Origin of the sequence: Shewanella oncorhynchi (assembly GCF_030848765.1) — a bacterium.
Classification (GTDB): Bacteria; Pseudomonadota; Gammaproteobacteria; order Enterobacterales; family Shewanellaceae; genus Shewanella; species Shewanella oncorhynchi.
This window is the reverse complement of sequence record NZ_CP132914.1, coordinates 4,276,669-4,294,271: the sequence shown is the minus strand read 5'-3', so window position 1 is coordinate 4,294,271 and position 17,603 is coordinate 4,276,669. Positions and strand designations below refer to the sequence as shown.

Here is a 17,603-nt window from a genome sequence, read left to right as displayed (position 1 = left end):
AAACTTAATCCGCTTGCTTAACGTCTTTCAGGTTAGCGAAGGCTTGTCCCATACGCGTTACTGCTTCGGCTTCGACACCTTCAGCAAATGTCGCGATAGCGTTTTTGGCAAACAACATCACCACAGTACTGCCTAACTTGAAGCGACCCATTTCTTCGCCCTTGTCTAAGGTGATGGCATCTGGGCCTTGGGTTGGATATTCCCAAGTGAAGACTTGCTTACCTGTCGGCGGCGTGACTGTGCCAGCCCATACGGTTTCAATACTGGCAACAATCGTTGCGCCAACCAATACCATGGCCAATGGACCTAATTCGGTTTCAAAAATCGCCACAACGCGTTCGTTACGGGCAAACAGACCGGGTACATGTCTCGCCGTTAACGGATTCACTGAAAACAGTTCGCCAGGTACATAGGTCATTTTTGATAACGTGCCTTTAATCGGCATATGGATACGGTGATAGTCTTTAGGCGCCAGATAGATAGTCGCAAAATCACCGCCTTCGAAGCGTTTAGCATCTTCGGCTTGATCGCCAAGCAAGGTTAACGATGAATAGTGATGACCCTTAGCTTGGAAGATACGACCGTTTTTGATGGGGCCTAACTGACTTACCGCACCATCGACGGGATGCACCATGATATCGGCGTCCATATCTAACGGACGAATACCGGGTTTAAGGGCGCGGGTAAAAAAAGCATTAAAGCTTTTATAGGCTTCTGGTTCGCTCTGCGCCGCTTCGCTCATGTCGATTTTATATTGTTTGATAAACCACTTAATGGCGGCAGTGGTTAAGGCGCCAGCTTCGGCTGCAGCGAGTTTACCCACTAAACGAGATAACAAGTGTTTTGGCAACATGTACTGCAGCGCTATTTTGACTTTATCCAATTTCAATTCCTTTTCTTACTGCTCAATCTTTGCTGAGACTGTTGTTATTTATCAATAAGTCGTTATTCATCAGTGGCCGCACGGAAATGGCGGGCATGACGTTGTTCATCTAAGCTGGCGATAATTTTATGGTAATTATTAAAGCGATCTGCGCTGATCTTACCTTGGCTCAGGGCTTCTTGAAGTGCACAGCCGGGATCGTCACCGTGTTTACAATCGCGGAATTTACATGCGCCAAGATACTCGCGAAACTCGATAAAGCACCAGCCGACACGTTGTGCAGGAAGATGCCATAGGGCGAATTCGCGCACGCCCGGAGAGTCGATTAAATCGCCGCCACTAGGCAAGTGCAACAGCTTAGCAGTGGTAGTAGTGTGTTGACCTAAACCTGAGTTATCGGAAACATCGCCGATAATAAGCTCTGCATCGGGTAGTAATGCATTGATGATCGATGATTTACCCACACCAGATTGGCCGGCAAACACGCTGACTTTATCTTTGAGTATGCCTTTGATGGTATCGATACCATCGCCAAGCTTGCTGCTGACCTTATAAACCGGATAGCCAATGTCTTTGTAGCGCTGTAGCGCTTCATCGATTGCCTGCGCTTCATCGGGATTGAGCAAGTCAATTTTATTTAAAATGATGATAGGCGGAATATCGGTATCTTCGGCAGCCACTAAATAACGGTCAATGATCTGGGTGGTAAAGCTGGGTAATACCGAGGAGACAATCAAAATTTGGTCGATATTCGAGGCGATGATTTTCACGCCATCGTATAAATCTGGGCGTGTAAGTGATGAGCGACGTGGATGAACGGCTTCAACAATACCTGCGATACCGCTATTGGCTTGGCTCTCAATGGCTAAGCGTACGATCACTTTATCGCCAGTCACTAAACTGGTGACGGCACGGCGAATATTACAGCGCACAATTTGGCCGCTTTCAGTTTCTATGTCGGCATGTTGGCCAAAACGTGAAATCACAGTACCGGGCTGTTCTTGCCCCAATGAACTATCCTGTAACTCTGGCGTATTTTTATCGCCACTGTCACGATTGAGTCGCTTCTCGTGATTAGCGCGCATACGGCGTAATTGACCTTGGCTTAGGGGTTTCTTTTTACTCACTGATTCGTCTTCGTCAATTAGGTGATTTTTTGTGTTGGAAAAAAGCAGTATGATACACGCTCTTGAATAAAAAAGCCTGAATTTAGGCTAACTGACATGATAAGGCTGATTTATGACGGCAGATGTAAATAATCTCATTTGGATCGATTTGGAAATGACAGGGTTAGAGCCCGACGTCGACAGGATCATTGAAATTGCCACTTTAGTGACAGATCAAGAACTCAATATTATCGGTCAAGGTCCGGTTATCGCGATTCATCAGTCAGATGATGTGCTGGCCGCTATGGATGATTGGAATCAAAAGCACCATGGTGAGTCAGGGTTGATTGATCGCGTTCGTGCTAGCCAAGAAACCGAAGCGCAAGCCGTGGCTAAGACTATTGCCTTCTTAGAACAGTATGTTCCTAAGGGCGCCTCTCCAATGTGTGGTAACAGCATTGGTCAAGATAGACGCTTTTTAAATCGTTATATGCGCGAGCTGGAAGATTATTTCCACTACCGCAATGTGGATGTCAGTACGATTAAAGAGCTAGTGAAGCGTTGGAGCCCAGAAACTATGGACGGTTTTAAGAAGCAAAATACTCACCAAGCCCTGCAGGATATCCAAGAGTCGATCGCTGAATTGCAGTATTATCGCAGCAAAGTATTTAAAATTTGACCGATCAGTAGATAAATATGCAAGAAGGGGTTGCAGCCGCATGAATTTTTCATATAATGCGGCCTCAACTTTTTGATGCGAACAGAGATGTGCGGTCATTTAGATTGAATGCGACGTTAGCTCAGTTGATAAAGGTTGATAGGCGATACCTTTGTTAATGTTGAAGGCAAATGTAGCAGCGATGCAAAAAGCGACATTAGCTCAGTTGGTAGAGCGATACCTTGCCAAGGTATAGGTCATCGGTTCGAACCCGATATGTCGCTCCAAATTAAAATTTAGTGATTTGCCAAATCATTAATACAGATTATGCGACATTAGCTCAGTTGGTAGAGCGATACCTTGCCAAGGTATAGGTCATCGGTTCGAACCCGATATGTCGCTCCAAATTAAAACTTAGTGATTTACCAAATCATTAATACAGATTATGCGACATTAGCTCAGTTGATAAAGGTTGATAGACGATACCTTTTTGAATGTTGAAGGCTGATGTGACAGCGATAATTATGCGACATTAGCTCAGTTGGTAGAGCGATACCTTGCCAAGGTATAGGTCATCGGTTCGAACCCGATATGTCGCTCCAAATTAAAACTTAGTGATTTACCAAATCATTAATACAGATTATGCGACATTAGCTCAGTTGGTAGAGCGATACCTTGCCAAGGTATAGGTCATCGGTTCGAACCCGATATGTCGCTCCAATTTCGTTCTATTTCCTTATTATTGCTTTAATTTTCAATTAGTTCAGTTCCTAATATCGCTATAACTTTCTTAATGCTTAAACAGTTAGCTAGAACATAGGCTCAAATTGTTGTGATTAAAATCATTTCGCTGTACTTCTCACATCATTCCCTCAATTAGTTCGTCTATATTTGTCTTGATTCACTGCCATCTACCTCAAGCACTCTATCTCAGATTCACCATGCACAACCAAAGACTTACGAATACCCTTTGGGAAAAGTGTGTTGAGATCTCTTTTGGCTTTTCTCTTTTATACAAAACAGTGTGATAGGATTTAGATGCGTGATCTATAGCGTGTTTCTTCAAGTTTTCCTAAATTAGATAGCTGCGTGAAAGTTAAATTATGACCTTGTTCAAATATTCGTAACGCTTTTACTCACATAATGGAATTAGACAAAATTAATAGCGCCAAGTAGTTGGCCTGACAATGGAGTGCATTATATGCGTATTCAACAATTACGTGATCTACTCGAGTATGTGGCAAATTGCCGCTTAGATATGGCGCAACTCTATGGCCGACTCAACAATCAAGCTGACTCGGCTCGTGTGAAAATGATGTTGGAATATTTTGAATCACACCAAAAAACCATGGCAGAAAAACTGCGTGATTATATGGATGAAGCACCACATCGTATTCTTGATACTTGGTATAAAGACTTCACTTTTGAAGACTTTACTAAGCGTTGCCAAGATACTATGTTGCCCGCAAACATGAATGAAGATGATGTGCTCAACTTACATTTAGACCTAGAGAATCGTCTGATTGGTTTGTTAGAAAAAACAGTTAACTCAACCACGGCGGAAGATGCGCGCAATGCGTTAGCCAATTTGATCCGAGTAGAGAAAACTCAGCAGCAACGTTTAGTCCATAGTACGATTCGGATGGACGATATCTAAACCGTCATGTCTTCTCGAATCTCAAAGCCAGCCCAGTGCTGGCTTTGGTTTTTATGTCGACTTTGTATAGGCCACTTTTACTCTACTTTGCTCCATTTGGGCGGGTTTCTGCGCCTGAACTGATTTACGTCATAATTTCTCGCTGCTTTTTTTGCTACTTTCTTGATCTATTGGCTGATTTTTATTGGCCTTGCTCAATTCTGCCAAGACTTCTATGGTGAGATTACTCATTGTGAAATGGAGTCATTGGTGTCTAAGGAGATCCTTCATGGCACAAGATCTATCGCAATTTCCCAAAGCTCTATACACCCAAACACAAGTTCGCGAAGCTGAACTGAGTGCAGTGTCTCAGGGAGTATCTAGTCTCTATGAATTGGTCGAGCGTGCTGGCGCGGCGGCTTTTGAGTGTTTAGCGAAACATAGCTCCAAAGTCTCACCGGTGTTAATCCTTGCCGGCAGCGGTAACAATGGTGCCGATGCTTTAGTGTGCGCCTGTTTAGCCCGTGCCAGTGGTATGGACGTTTCTGTGATGATGACGTCAGCGGCAGGTACACCTGAGTGTCAGCAAGCATTGACCCATTATCTTGCTGAAGGTGGAAAATTACTGCCGTTAGAGGTTGAACCTATTCTCGCAGCGAAAATCATAGTCGATGGTCTGTTAGGTACTGGGGTACATGATGCTGTACGCGACGATATGGCTAAATATATCCGTGCCATCAATGACAATTCGGCTTGGGTATTGAGCCTTGATTTACCCTCTGGAGTCATTGCTGATACAGGCGCCGTAGCAGGTGTTGCTGTGATGGCGGATATCACCTTATGTTTTGGAGGTTTAAAGCAAGGTGTGTTAACCGGTAAGGCGCGGCATTACAGCGGCGAGCTTGAATTTGCAGATTTAGAATTAACGCCTTTCTTTGCTGAAGCGAGCGCACAAAGAGTAGGAAGAGAGACTCTTAAGGACTATTTTGCCGCCCGAGCACGGGATAGCCATAAAGGCCAATCGGGAAAAGTCACTGTCATCGGCGGTGATATAGGCATGGCTGGGGCTGTGAGACTGGCAAGTGAGGCTTGCCTACGTGCAGGCGCGGGATTAGTCACTGTGATCAGTCGACCTGAGCATCAACTGACGGTGAATGTCTCCCGTCCTGAACTGATGTTTTGGGGTTGTGATTTAGTCGATATGGAAGTGTATCTGCGCCTTGGTTGGGCGCAGGTTATCGTGCTTGGTCCTGGTTTAGGTAAGCATGACTGGGGGTATAATTTGTTTAAAGCCGTGGGCTTGAGCGATAAGCCTTGTGTTTTAGATGCCGATGCGTTGAATCTGCTCAGTAATGAACCAAGGCGCCAAACTAATTGGGTATTAACACCACATCCGGGCGAGGCGGCGCGTTTACTTGGTTGTACCGTGGCCGATATTGAACTGGACAGATTTGCCGCTGTTCGCGCGATACAGCAAAAGTACGGCGGTGTTGTATTGCTAAAGGGCGCAGGAACGGTCATTTTTGATGGTCAGCAAATGGTAGTGGCACCAGTCGGCAACCCTGGGCTTGCCAGTGGTGGGTGTGGCGATGTGTTATCTGGTATTATAGGCGCGCTCATGGCTCAGGGAATGGATAATATGCAGGCAACGGTGCTTGGCGTAGTCGTACATGGTTGCGCCGCTGATCTTGCGGCAATACAGGGAGAACGGGGTATGTTAGCGAGCGATTTAATGCCTTTTATTCGCCAATTAGTGAATAGTGATTTACTCTAGGCGGAATGTGAGACTCAAGCAGGGCTTTGCCCTGTGCATTAGCAAGATTGAGTCGCTTCTCCATCAATAACAGCAGTGATATAAGCGGATATGACAGAGTTAACTTTTTTCTTAGACAACGAAGACGACACTATTGCGGTTGGGCAAAAATTAGCCCGCCATGTCCAAGCGCCTTTGACTCTGTATCTTACGGGTGATTTAGGAGCCGGTAAAACGACGCTGAGTCGTGGCTTAATTCAGGGATTAGGCCATAAAGGTGCAGTTAAAAGCCCGACTTACACTTTAGTTGAACCATATGAGCTAGAAGGTGTCGAAGTTTATCATTTTGATTTGTATCGTTTAAACGATCCAGAAGAACTCGAGTTTATGGGGATCCGTGATTACTTTACGGATAAGAGTCTGTGCATTGTTGAATGGCCAGATAAGGGAGAGGGTTTACTGCCCGCTGCCGATGTCCATATGCATTTAAGTTATCAAAATAGTGGGCGAGAAATACGCATAGAGGCCTTGTCTGAGCCAGGTGAAAAGTTATTAAAAGCGATAAAATAAAAACTAAAATGATAAAAAATAACCCGTATTTTCAAATTATTATTCTTTCTTTATGTTCTTTTTTTTCTGTGGCGGCCCATGCTGCTAATCAGTTAGAAAGCGTACGTATTTGGGCCGCGCCTGAGTCAACTCGAATCGTGTTTGACTTGAGTGGAGTGCCTGATTACACCTATTTCTCTTTAGATGGCCCTAATCGTTTAGTGGTGGATTTAAAAAAGACCACTGCTAAAGTTGTGCTTAAAAATCTTGAAAACAACAGTAAGTTGGTTAAGGGCGTGCGGGTCAGTAAGTCACCGACTAAAGGTGATTTGCGTTTAGTGATCGATCTCGTAAAACCATTGAATGCAAGCTTGTTTTCTTTGCCTGTTACTGCGCCCTATGGCAATCGTCTAGTGGTTGATTTAGAAGATAAAACGTTAACTACTGCAACGGCTATCGTGTCATCTACACCCGTTAAAACTGTCACCCAAGCGGCGCAATCATCCCGCGATATTGTAATTGCTATTGATGCGGGTCATGGTGGCGACGATCCTGGCTCCATTGGTCCTTCTGGTGTTTATGAAAAAAAGGTCGCCCTAGAAATCGCCAGACGTGTTTCCAGCAAGATCAATGACACGCCAGGCATGCGTGCTGTGATGATCCGTACTGGTGATTATTTTGTGAATTTAAATAAACGCTCTGAACTGGCGCGCAACAGTAAGGCGGATCTGCTGATTTCTATTCATGCGGATGCCTTTACCTCGCCCAATCCACGTGGCGCCTCCGTATGGGTGCTATCAATGCGTCGTGCTAATAGTGAAATTGGTCGTTGGTTAGAGCAAAAAGAGAAACACTCTGAGTTGCTGGGTGGCGCGGGTGAGATTATCCAAAACACGGATAATGAACAGTATTTGGCTATGACGCTGCTCGATATGTCAATGAACAGTTCGATGGCAATTGGCCATTCTGTAGCGGGGGATATTTTAAAAGATTTAGGTGGCGTGACTCAATTGCATAAAAGTCGCCCTGAGTCCGCGAGTTTAGCCGTGCTGAAGTCACCGGATATTCCTTCAATCTTGGTTGAAACGGGCTTTATTTCAAACCCTAAAGAAGAGCGTTTACTGTCGAGTAGTCGCCATCAAGAGAGCATTGCCAATGCTATTTATAAGGGGGTGAGCCGTTACTATCATAACAATCCGCCAGCGGATACTTTGCTTGCCCAAAGAAGGGGAGGAAGCTCTAGCAGTGCTAAGCCGGCCAAAGCCACAGCAAAAGCATCAGCAGAAAGAACCTCAACAGAAAGAACCTCAACAGAAAGAACACCTACAGCCTATGTTGGTGATGCCGTATCGACAAAGGTTAAACATAAGGTCCGTCGCGGAGAATCTTTATCTGCAATCGCGCAACGTTACAGTGTGCCTATGTCCAGCATCAAACAAGCGAATGGAATGAAGTCCGATGTGGTGCAGTTAGGGCAAACGTTAGTCATACCCCAGAGTTAAATAGGAAAGCATGATGGGCATTCAGATCCTGCCTCCGCAATTAGCCAACCAAATTGCGGCGGGGGAAGTGGTTGAGAGACCCGCTTCCGTAGTCAAAGAATTGGTCGAGAATAGCCTCGACGCAGGAGCGAGCCGAGTCGATATTGAAATCGACAAAGGCGGCAGCAAGCTGATTAAAATTCGCGATAACGGATCTGGCATACCTAAAGATGAACTTGCGCTAGCCTTATCGCGCCATGCGACCTCAAAGCTGCACACTTTAGACGATCTTGAAGCAATCCTTAGTTTTGGTTTCCGTGGTGAAGCGCTAGCCAGTATCAGCTCAGTCTCACGTTTAACTTTAACGTCACGCACGGCTGAGCAAACCGAAGCGTGGCAAGCCCATGCTGAAGGTGCCGACATGGCCGTTAAAGTGATGCCCGCCGCGCATCCAGTAGGTTCGACGATTGAAGTGGTGGATTTATTCTTTAATACACCGGCTCGCAGACGCTTTTTAAAGAGTGACAAAACCGAATTTACCCATATAGATGAATGGTTAAAGCGCATTGCATTAGTGCGCGGCGATATTCATTTCACGTTGACGCATAACGGCAAGACAGTACGTAATTATCGTCCTGCCATGAATGAAGCCCAGTATTTACAGCGTTTGACGCAAGTGTGTGGCCGTCCATTTGCCGAGCAAGCGCTTAAGATTGAATGTCAACACGATGATTTGCGCCTCAGTGGCTATTTGCAGTCACCTTGGTCACCGGTTATCAGCGATACCCATTACTTTTATGTCAATGGACGCCTTATCCGTGATCGCTTAGTCAATCATGCAGTACGTCAAGCCTTTGCCCAAAAAGCAGAACTTGAGCAACCCGGCTACGTGCTGATGTTGGATATCGATCCCCATCAAGTGGACGTTAACGTGCATCCTGCTAAGCATGAAGTGCGATTCCATCAGAGCCGCTATGTGCATGATTATATTCTGCAAGCATTGCAATCGGCGCTGGAAGAAGCAGGAGAGCTCAACTTTGTTCACTCTAGCTCTTTGGATGAGGTTGAAGATGTGTTTGTGGATGCCCCGATAAGCGCCACTGAAATCTCAGCCCCTTTTATACTTGGCGCTGATTCAGCTCTAGTTAATGCGCAAACTGATACACTTGAGTCTGCTCAAGATGTAGTTACCCCTGCCGTTCAAGTAAAGTCTCTAGTCGCAGGACGAGAAGGCGCCAGTTTTGGCACTCAAACCAATGCTTTTGGCAGCATGACAACGCCAAGGGACAGCAGCCGTGGCAGTTATTCTGCAGGTGAATCTCGACAACGTACTGAATTACCGTCAAAGGCGGCAATAGCAAGTTATGGTGCTTTACTGCAAACCCCTTCTTACAGTGTAAAAGATCAAGATTATCAGTCTGTGTTACCTATGCCATCGATATTAGATGGGCAATATTGGGTGATGACGTCGGAAGATAAACTCAGTCTATTATCAATAAAATCAGTAGCATTGGCGACGCGATGCCAAGAGATTGAAGCTAAACTAGCGACGGGGTTAATTGGTCAGCCTTTATTGATGCCAGTGTCTGTCGCGGCTGATGCGGATTGGCAGGCTGTGCTCATTGAACACGACACGCTGATCCGCCAATTAGGTTTAGAACTAACAATTCGTTACCAGCAGTTGATTATTAAAAAAGTGCCCCCATATATCAGAGAGAGCCAGTTAGCCAAAGTGATCCCTGAGTGGCTACAATCGCTACGTTTTGAAACACCTGCGCCGAGCGCATTGGCATTTTGGTTGGCAAAACACAGTTTAACGGGATTCGTTTCGGCACCAGAAGTCTGGGCAGCATTTTCGCAGTTAGCTGAAGAGAAAAAACAGCTTATTGCCAACAAAGCGATATTCTTACCTTGGCAATCGTGGCTAGAAGAGCAAGCAAGTGAATAAAGAATTACAGCCTAAAGTGTTATTTTTGATGGGGCCAACGGCCTCAGGTAAGACAGCTTTAGCATTAGAATTGGCCGAAAAGCATAACTGTGAAATCATTTCGGTCGATTCGGCATTAATTTATCGTGGTATGGACATTGGCAGTGCCAAGCCTTCAGCAGACGAACTGGCTCGTGGGCCGCACAGATTAATTGATATTCGTGATCCCAGTGAAAGCTATTCAGCAGCCGACTTTAGAGCCGATGCAATAGCCCAGATAGAAGAGATTGTCAGTATGGGGAAAACGCCAGTATTAGTTGGCGGAACCATGATGTATTTCAAAGCGTTACTCGAAGGTTTGTCACCTTTGCCGAGTGCGGACGACGCCATTAGGGCCGAGATCCAAGCGGAGGCGGATGAAAAGGGATGGGAAGCACTGCATGACCAATTAAGGGAGATAGATCCCGTGTCGGCAGAAAGAATTCATCCTAATGATCCACAAAGACTTTCAAGAGCGCTGGAAGTCTATAGAATAAGCGGCAAGAGCATGACTGAGTTGACTCAGACTAAGTCAGCTCCCTTGCCCTATGACGTAGTGCAGTTTGCTATTGCACCGCGCGAACGCAAAGTGTTACATGACTTAATAGCGCAACGTTTTGCGCTTATGCTCAAACAGGGCTTTATTGAGGAAGTCACAGAGCTAAAAGCCCGTGGAGACTTGCATTTAGACTTGCCTTCAATGCGTTGTGTCGGTTATCGACAGTGCTGGCAATACCTAGATGGTGAGTTTGACTATGATACTATGGTCGAAAAAGCGGTTGCTGCTACTAGGCAATTGGCTAAGCGTCAATTAACATGGTTGCGGAGTTGGCCAGAGTTGAATTGGCTTGAAAGTGGTGCTGAGGGGAATTTAGTTATGCTTATGCGTCAATGCCGCTAGCTTATTAGCCCTTGCTGTATAATACTAAAACTAAACAAAAAACTATCACTGATATCGATTTATTTTATATAAATTAAAAAAGGAAATAATAAAATGGCTAAGGGGCAATCTTTACAAGACCCATTTTTGAACGCATTGCGTCGCGAGCGCGTTCCTGTATCAATTTACTTGGTTAACGGCATTAAACTCCAAGGACAGGTAGAGTCGTTTGATCAATTTGTCATTCTGTTGAAAAATACAGTGAGCCAAATGGTTTATAAACACGCTATTTCTACTGTCGTGCCAGCACGCCCATTCAACGTTACTGGTCACCAAAATGCCCAAGGCGGATATGGTGCTCAAGATGATGCGCCTAGTGGCGAATAAGTATTATCTGAGGAGTTTGCTTCTTGTTTGATCGTTATGAGGCGGGAGAAACTGCGGTTCTTGTCCATATCGACTTTTCCGATGAGGAACGCCGAGAAGATTTAGTCGAGCTGCAGCTATTAGTAGAATCAGCTGGGGCAAGATCAGTCGGGGTGATTACTGGAAGTCGACGTTCACCGGATCGCAAATTTTTTGTGGGTTCTGGTAAAGCCGAAGAGTTAGCTGCATTAGTGGCGGCGACTGAAGCCAATGTGGTGATTTTTAATCATGCATTGAGTCCAGCCCAAGAGCGTAATCTTGAGCAAGTGTGTCAGTGTCGAGTGCTCGACCGTACGACACTTATTCTCGATATTTTTGCCCAAAGAGCGCGAACTCACGAAGGTAAGTTACAGGTGGAGCTAGCGCAATTGCGCCATATGTCGACTCGCCTGATCCGTGGTTGGACGCATCTTGAAAGGCAAAAGGGCGGTATTGGTTTACGTGGTCCAGGGGAAACCCAGCTCGAAACCGATAGACGTTTGCTCAGAGGACGGATTAAAAATATCAACAAACGCTTAGAGCGAGTTGATAAGCAACGTGAACAGAGTCGACGTGCACGTAAGCGTAGTGATTTGTCGACAGTCTCATTAGTCGGCTACACAAACGCGGGTAAATCAACGCTGTTTAATGCCCTAACATCATCTGATGTTTATGCTGCAGATCAGCTATTTGCCACACTCGATCCTACGCTAAGAAAGTTAGATTTACCTGATGGTGCCGTGATATTAGCGGATACTGTAGGGTTTATTCGTCATTTGCCCCATGATCTCGTTGCTGCATTTAAGGCAACCTTACAAGAGACAAGGCAAGCTGAGTTATTACTACACATAGTTGATTGTGCAGATGAAAACATGGCGGATAATTTTGATCAGGTTCAATCTGTACTGAAAGACATCCAAGCCGATGAAGTCATGCAACTCGTGGTCTGTAACAAAATCGATTTACTCGAAGATGTGACGCCAAGAATTGAATATAACGACATAGGCAAACCCGTTCGAGTTTGGGTTTCAGCACAGAAGCGTTTAGGATTTGATTTGCTATTGAAAGCCATCACTGAGCTTATTGGTGAGGTGATTAAAGAGCTAACACTTAGAATTCCGGCAACTGCTGGACATTATCTTGGCCAGTTTTATCGACTGGATGCGATACAGCAGAAAGAGTACGACGATCTGGGGAACTGTATTTTGTCTGTTCGTTTATCGGACGCCGATTGGCGCCGATTAACAAAACAGAGTCAGGGTGAGTTAGAAACCTTCATCTTCGAAGATTCGATAGATGAAGCTGTTTGTTAATAATCTAATTTATTTCATCCACTTATGGAGTGCTAAATGGCTTGGAACGAGCCCGGTAACAAGGGTAATGATCCTTGGGGAAATAAAGGTGGTAACGACAAAGGACCACCGGACCTTGACGAGGTTTTTCGTAATCTTTCAAAGCGCTTTGGCGGCAAAGGAAATGGCTCAGGCCAGTCTTTTAGTTCGTTTAGCCTAATCATCATTCTTGCTGTTGCTGTAGTTGTTTGGGGACTTTCGGGTTTTTATACAATTAAAGAAGCTGAGCGTGGTGTGGCACTGCGATTTGGTAAACACGCTGGCGAAATTGGCCCTGGACTTCATTGGAAAGCCACATTTATCGACCAAATTTATCCCGTCGACATTCAATCGGTTCGCTCTATTCCTGCGTCTGGTAGCATGCTGACATCCGATGAAAACGTCGTGAAAGTTGAGCTTGATGTTCAGTATCGTATTTTAGATGCTTACTCATATCTATTTAGTGCCGTCGATGCGAACGCCAGTTTGCGTGAAGCGACTGACAGTGCACTGCGTTATGTCATTGGACATAACAAGATGGATGATATTCTGACTACGGGCCGTGATGCTATTCGTCGCGATACGTGGAAAGAGTTAGAGCGCATTCTTGAACCGTACAAATTGGGTCTTGCTGTTGTTGACGTTAACTTCTTACCGGCACGTCCGCCAGAAGAAGTGAAAGACGCCTTCGATGATGCGATTTCTGCCCAAGAAGATGAACAACGTTTTATTCGTGAAGCTGAAGCTTATGCCCGTGAAATTGAACCAAAAGCTCGTGGTGAAGTTGAACGTATGGCGCAACAAGCGAATGCTTACAAAGAGCGTGAAGTCTTAGAAGCTCGCGGTAAAGTGGCTCGTTTTGAGTTGTTATTACCAGAGTATCAAGCTGCGCCTGAAGTGACTCGTAAGCGTTTGTATCTTGATACAATGCAGCAAGTGATGACAGATACGAATAAAGTGCTGATTGATGCTAAGAACAACGGCAACTTAATGTACCTACCGCTAGATAAGTTAATTCAGCAGAAGCCTGCGACAAATGAGCTGGAAGCTAAGCCACAGCAAAATGTTAATTCTTCATCTGTATCAACGACTCGCGCGAATGAGCCTTTGAGTGGACGTCCATCCCGCGATGATCGTACTCGCCAAGGGAGGGAGTAATCCATGGGTAGATTAAGCGTTATTCTTATCGCCGTGCTCTTAGGTATTGGTTTGTCATCTTTAATGGTGGTGAATGAAGGCGAGCGCGCTATTGTGGCGCGTTTCGGTGAAATTTTAAAAGACGACGTTGACGGTAAGCAAGTCACCCGCGTCTACGGTCCAGGCCTGCACATGAAAGTGCCTGTGATCGATAAAGTAAAATTACTCGATGCCCGTATTCAGACACTCGATGGTGCAGCTGATCGTTTTGTGACTTCAGAGAAGAAAGACCTTATGGTCGATTCCTATGTGAAGTGGCGCATTATGGATTTCGAAAAATATTACCTGTCTACAAACGGTGGTATTAAGTCGAATGCAGAATCGCTATTACAACGTAAGATCAACAACGATTTACGCACAGAGTTTGGTCGTCGCACTATCAGAGAGATTGTTTCTGGTAAGCGTGATGAACTGCAAAATGATGCGTTATCCAATGCCTCAGAAAGTGCAAAAGACTTAGGTATTGAAGTTGTTGATGTGCGTGTAAAGCAAATCAATCTACCGGCTAACGTCAGTAACAGTATTTACCAGCGTATGCGTGCAGAGCGTCAAGCTGTGGCAAAAGAGCATAGAGCGCAAGGTAAAGAACAGTCTGAAATTATTCGTGCAACAATAGATGCTAATGTGACGGTGAAGATTGCCGAAGCTGAACGTAAAGCCTTAACCATTCGAGGTGAAGGGGATGCGTTAGCAGCGAAGATATATTCTGATGCTTACAACAAAGATGCTGAGTTCTTCGGTTTTGTTCGTAGCTTAGAGGCTTATCGAGCCAGCTTCTCAGGCAAGTCCGATATTATGGTGTTAGAGCCTGATAGCGAGTTCTTCAAGTATATGAAGAGCACTGCACCTAAGAAGTAATGCATTAAAAGTATTGATTTAATAGGTCCTGTTACTCAGGGCCTATTTTTTTATCTGGCGATTGTTAACTTAGTTTGAAAAGTCTGGGCTAATTTATATTAGCGATGCATGCTTTATGCCGATGTCACAGACAAGAAGCTTAAAATATGATCCAAATGAATTAAAATGGGTTAATAGTTGGGTCTTTTTTAGGCTTTTTTTAAAAAACACGCAATCTCCCTAACTTACTTGCGTGTTTTCACTATGATCTGCTTCTAATTTTTAGCTATAATGAGCCCCGCTTCAAACTTCGATTTTTGACCCTAGTGATGACTAAGGGCTGAAAGTCTTTGAAATATAAAAATTCCAACACCCTCTGGGAGATAAGTGGATGAGCAATGCGCCAGTCGATACCGGACGTCGCAGATTCCTGACAGCCGCAACCGCCGTAGTAGGTGGTGCTGGTGCCGTCGCTGTAGCGGTTCCTTTCATCAAGTCATGGAATCCGAGTGCCAAAGCGAAAGCTGCAGGTGCACCGGTCGAAGTAAATATCAGTAAAGTAGAGCCAGGTCAGCTGATCCGTGTTGAGTGGCGTGGAAAACCTGTATGGGTTGTCCGTCGCACAGATGCTGTGATCAATGAACTGCCAACACATGATGATAAGTTAAGAGATCCTGCTTCTGCTGAGATGCAGCAGCCTGATTATGCAACAAATCCTTTGCGCTCAATCAAGCCAGAGTATTTTATTGCTGTCGGTATTTGTACCCACCTCGGATGTTCACCTACTTATTTGCCAGATTCATTTGGTGAGCAAGTTGAAGGTGTCACTTCTGGTTTCTTCTGTCCATGTCATGGCTCTAAGTTCGATATGGCTGGTCGCGTTTTCCAAGGCGTACCTGCTCCATTGAACCTAGTTATCCCTCCACATCAATATGTTGATGATGGCACCGTGATTATCGGTGTAGATAAAGGAGTGGCGTAATGGTTAAGAATTTAATTAATTGGATTGATGCGCGTATCCCAATGACGGCGACTTATAACCGTCACGTGGGCCAGTACGCTACGCCAACTAACTTTAACTTTTGGTATTTTTTCGGTTCGCTAGCGATGTTGGTATTGGTTAACCAATTACTGACAGGTATCTGGTTGACGATGAACTATGTACCAACAGCAGAAGGCGCATTTGCCTCTGTTGAATACATAATGCGTGATGTTGAATACGGTTGGTTACTGCGTTATATGCACTCAACGGGTGCATCAGCCTTCTTCGTTGTGATCTATCTGCACATGTTCCGTGGTTTAATTTACGGTTCATATCAGAAGCCTAGAGAACTACTGTGGCTGTTCGGTATGTTAATTTTCCTCGTGCTGATGGCCGAAGCCTTTATGGGTTATTTGCTGCCATGGGGTCAAATGTCATATTGGGGCGCGCAGGTAATTATCTCTCTGTTCGGTGCAATTCCAGTTATTGGTGACGACTTAACCCTGTGGATCCGTGGTGACTACGTGATCTCTGGCGCAACGCTGAACCGTTTCTTTGCGCTGCACGTGATTGCTCTGCCGCTAGTATTAGTCGTACTCGTGTTTTTACACTTAATTGCGTTGCATGAAGTGGGTTCTAACAACCCTGACGGTATCGAAATTAAGAAGAACAAAGACGAAAATGGCTGGCCAGTTGACGGTATTCCATTCCACCCATATTACACTGTAAAAGACATCATGGGCGTCGCGGGCTTCCTGATAGTGTTCTGCTATGTGTTGTTCTTTATTCCTGAAGGCGGTGGTTACTTCCTTGAAAAGCCAAACTTTGAAGCGGCTAACTCGATGAAGACACCTGAACACATTGCACCCGTTTGGTACTTCACTCCTTTTTACGCCATTTTACGTGCAGTGCCTGATAAATTGGGTGGCGTGATAATGATGGGTCTGTCGATTGCAGTACTGTTCGTATTGCCTTGGTTAGATCGCTGTAAAGTGAAGTCAGTTCGCTACCGTAGTACGCTACATAAGCTGAACATTGCTCAATTTGCTATATCTTTCATAGTATTGGGTTATTTAGGGGTAGTGCCTGCCACGCCGACGCTGACGATAGTTGCACAGGTGTTTACTTTCACTTACTTTGGTTTCTTTGTGGCGCTGTGGGTATACAGCAAGAATGAAAAAACTAAACCTGTTCCAGCGAGGTTGACACACTAATGAAAAAATTATTGATTGCATTAGTTACCTTGTTGCCGACCTTGGCAATTGCCGCGAGCGGACACGTACATTTAGAAGATGCCAATGTTGATCTGCATGATAAAGCTTCTTTAGAGCGTGGTGTGGACCTGTTCCAACATTACTGTTCTGGTTGCCACAGCACTCAGTATCAACGTTATGAACGTGTAGCGACCGATATCGGTATCTCTGCGGATGATATGCGTAATAAGTATATGTTCACCGATGCTAAAATTGGTGAGTTGATGCAAAACGCTATTCCACCTAAAGATGCTGCTAAATGGTTTGGTGCTACACCGCCAGACTTAACTTTAGTTGCTCGTGTGCGTGGTGAAGATTGGGTTTATTCCTATCTGAAAGGCTTCTATAAAGATCCAAGTCGCCCATTTGGTGTGAATAACACAGTATTCCCATCTGTTGGTATGCCACATGTACTCGAAGAGTTACAAGGCACACCAGTTAAACAAGAAGATGGCACTATTGTGGTGACTGGCGGTAAATTGAATGCGGAAGAATACGACCAAGCAGTACGTGATATCACTGGCTTCTTAGTTTATTCGGCTGAACCTGTTAAGCTAGAGCGTCAAGCTATGGGCTGGTGGGTACTCGGATTCCTATTTATATTCTTTATTGTGGCCTACCTCTTGAAGAAAGAGTATTGGAAAGATGTACACTAGGCACCAATAACGGGTAAAATGTAATATCCG

At 45.0% G+C, this 17,603-nt stretch carries 16 protein-coding genes and 4 tRNA genes; 18 read left to right on the top strand and 2 right to left on the bottom strand.

Annotated features, from left to right (window positions below; genetic code table 11):
- Window positions 1–4: 4 nt before the first annotated feature.
- Together asd and rsgA are read right to left on the bottom strand one after the other, a co-directional pair.
- On the bottom strand, window positions 5–883 hold the full coding sequence (asd, locus tag RA178_RS19075) for an archaetidylserine decarboxylase (protein ID WP_263139783.1): 879 nt from the start codon (window positions 881–883) through the stop codon (window positions 5–7).
- A 62-nt stretch (window positions 884–945) separates the two neighbouring features.
- On the bottom strand, window positions 946–2,010 hold the full coding sequence (rsgA, locus tag RA178_RS19070) for a small ribosomal subunit biogenesis GTPase RsgA (protein WP_105250279.1): 1,065 nt from the start codon (window positions 2,008–2,010) through the stop codon (window positions 946–948).
- 112 nt (window positions 2,011–2,122) lie between these two features.
- On the opposite strand from rsgA, the gene orn reads away from it, so the two are divergent.
- The 18 genes from orn (at window position 2,123) to RA178_RS18980 (ending at window position 17,573) form a co-directional block, all read left to right on the top strand.
- Entirely contained in the window at window positions 2,123–2,668 is a 546-nt protein-coding gene (gene orn, locus RA178_RS19065; RefSeq protein WP_131523968.1) for an oligoribonuclease, read from the top strand.
- A gap of 190 nt (window positions 2,669–2,858) precedes the next feature.
- A tRNA-Gly gene (locus RA178_RS19060) sits at window positions 2,859–2,934 on the top strand.
- 42 nt (window positions 2,935–2,976) lie between these two features.
- Window positions 2,977–3,052 (top strand) — tRNA-Gly (locus tag RA178_RS19055).
- 121 nt (window positions 3,053–3,173) lie between these two features.
- Window positions 3,174–3,249: transfer RNA gene (locus tag RA178_RS19050), tRNA-Gly, on the top strand.
- A gap of 42 nt (window positions 3,250–3,291) precedes the next feature.
- Window positions 3,292–3,367, top strand: a tRNA-Gly gene (locus RA178_RS19045).
- Window positions 3,368–3,848: 481 nt separating this feature from the next.
- Complete coding sequence (locus RA178_RS19040) at window positions 3,849–4,304, top strand: hypothetical protein (RefSeq protein ID WP_028761762.1); 456 nt, start codon at window positions 3,849–3,851, stop codon at window positions 4,302–4,304.
- Between the two features lie 268 nt (window positions 4,305–4,572).
- The gene (locus RA178_RS19035) at window positions 4,573–6,057 is read left to right on the top strand and encodes an NAD(P)H-hydrate dehydratase (protein ID WP_131523969.1); all 1,485 of its coding nucleotides are present in this window, start codon (window positions 4,573–4,575) and stop codon (window positions 6,055–6,057) included.
- Between the two features lie 90 nt (window positions 6,058–6,147).
- Window positions 6,148–6,606: a tRNA (adenosine(37)-N6)-threonylcarbamoyltransferase complex ATPase subunit type 1 TsaE gene (tsaE, locus tag RA178_RS19030; RefSeq protein ID WP_028761764.1), complete on the top strand. Its 459-nt coding sequence runs from the start codon at window positions 6,148–6,150 to the stop codon at window positions 6,604–6,606.
- An 8-nt stretch (window positions 6,607–6,614) separates the two neighbouring features.
- Window positions 6,615–8,087, top strand: a complete 1,473-nt coding sequence (locus RA178_RS19025) for an N-acetylmuramoyl-L-alanine amidase (RefSeq protein WP_306683355.1) — start codon at window positions 6,615–6,617, stop codon at window positions 8,085–8,087.
- A gap of 13 nt (window positions 8,088–8,100) precedes the next feature.
- Complete coding sequence (mutL, locus tag RA178_RS19020) at window positions 8,101–10,014, top strand: DNA mismatch repair endonuclease MutL (RefSeq protein ID WP_371134949.1); 1,914 nt, start codon at window positions 8,101–8,103, stop codon at window positions 10,012–10,014.
- Entirely contained in the window at window positions 10,007–10,933 is a 927-nt protein-coding gene (miaA, locus tag RA178_RS19015; RefSeq protein WP_306683352.1) for a tRNA (adenosine(37)-N6)-dimethylallyltransferase MiaA, read from the top strand. Before mutL ends, miaA begins: the two co-directional genes overlap by 8 nt.
- A gap of 93 nt (window positions 10,934–11,026) precedes the next feature.
- Complete coding sequence (gene hfq / locus RA178_RS19010; RefSeq protein ID WP_006084207.1) at window positions 11,027–11,299, top strand: RNA chaperone Hfq; 273 nt, start codon at window positions 11,027–11,029, stop codon at window positions 11,297–11,299.
- Window positions 11,300–11,322: 23 nt separating this feature from the next.
- On the top strand, window positions 11,323–12,630 hold the full coding sequence (gene hflX, locus RA178_RS19005) for a ribosome rescue GTPase HflX (protein WP_028761769.1): 1,308 nt from the start codon (window positions 11,323–11,325) through the stop codon (window positions 12,628–12,630).
- 36 nt (window positions 12,631–12,666) lie between these two features.
- On the top strand, window positions 12,667–13,806 hold the full coding sequence (hflK, locus tag RA178_RS19000) for an FtsH protease activity modulator HflK (RefSeq protein ID WP_028761770.1): 1,140 nt from the start codon (window positions 12,667–12,669) through the stop codon (window positions 13,804–13,806).
- A 3-nt stretch (window positions 13,807–13,809) separates the two neighbouring features.
- Window positions 13,810–14,703, top strand: a complete 894-nt coding sequence (hflC, locus tag RA178_RS18995) for a protease modulator HflC (protein WP_113939145.1) — start codon at window positions 13,810–13,812, stop codon at window positions 14,701–14,703.
- A gap of 370 nt (window positions 14,704–15,073) precedes the next feature.
- Window positions 15,074–15,664 carry a ubiquinol-cytochrome c reductase iron-sulfur subunit gene (gene petA, locus RA178_RS18990; RefSeq protein ID WP_006080059.1) on the top strand — a complete coding sequence of 197 codons (591 nt, stop codon included), beginning with the start codon at window positions 15,074–15,076 and terminating at the stop codon, window positions 15,662–15,664.
- Complete coding sequence (locus RA178_RS18985; protein ID WP_105250274.1) at window positions 15,664–16,878, top strand: cytochrome b; 1,215 nt, start codon at window positions 15,664–15,666, stop codon at window positions 16,876–16,878. The genes petA and RA178_RS18985 overlap by 1 nt, the downstream gene beginning before the upstream one ends.
- A complete protein-coding gene (locus RA178_RS18980) occupies window positions 16,878–17,573 on the top strand; it encodes a cytochrome c1 (protein WP_306683350.1) in 696 nt (231 codons plus the stop codon). Before RA178_RS18985 ends, RA178_RS18980 begins: the two co-directional genes overlap by 1 nt.
- Window positions 17,574–17,603: the final 30 nt, after the last annotated feature.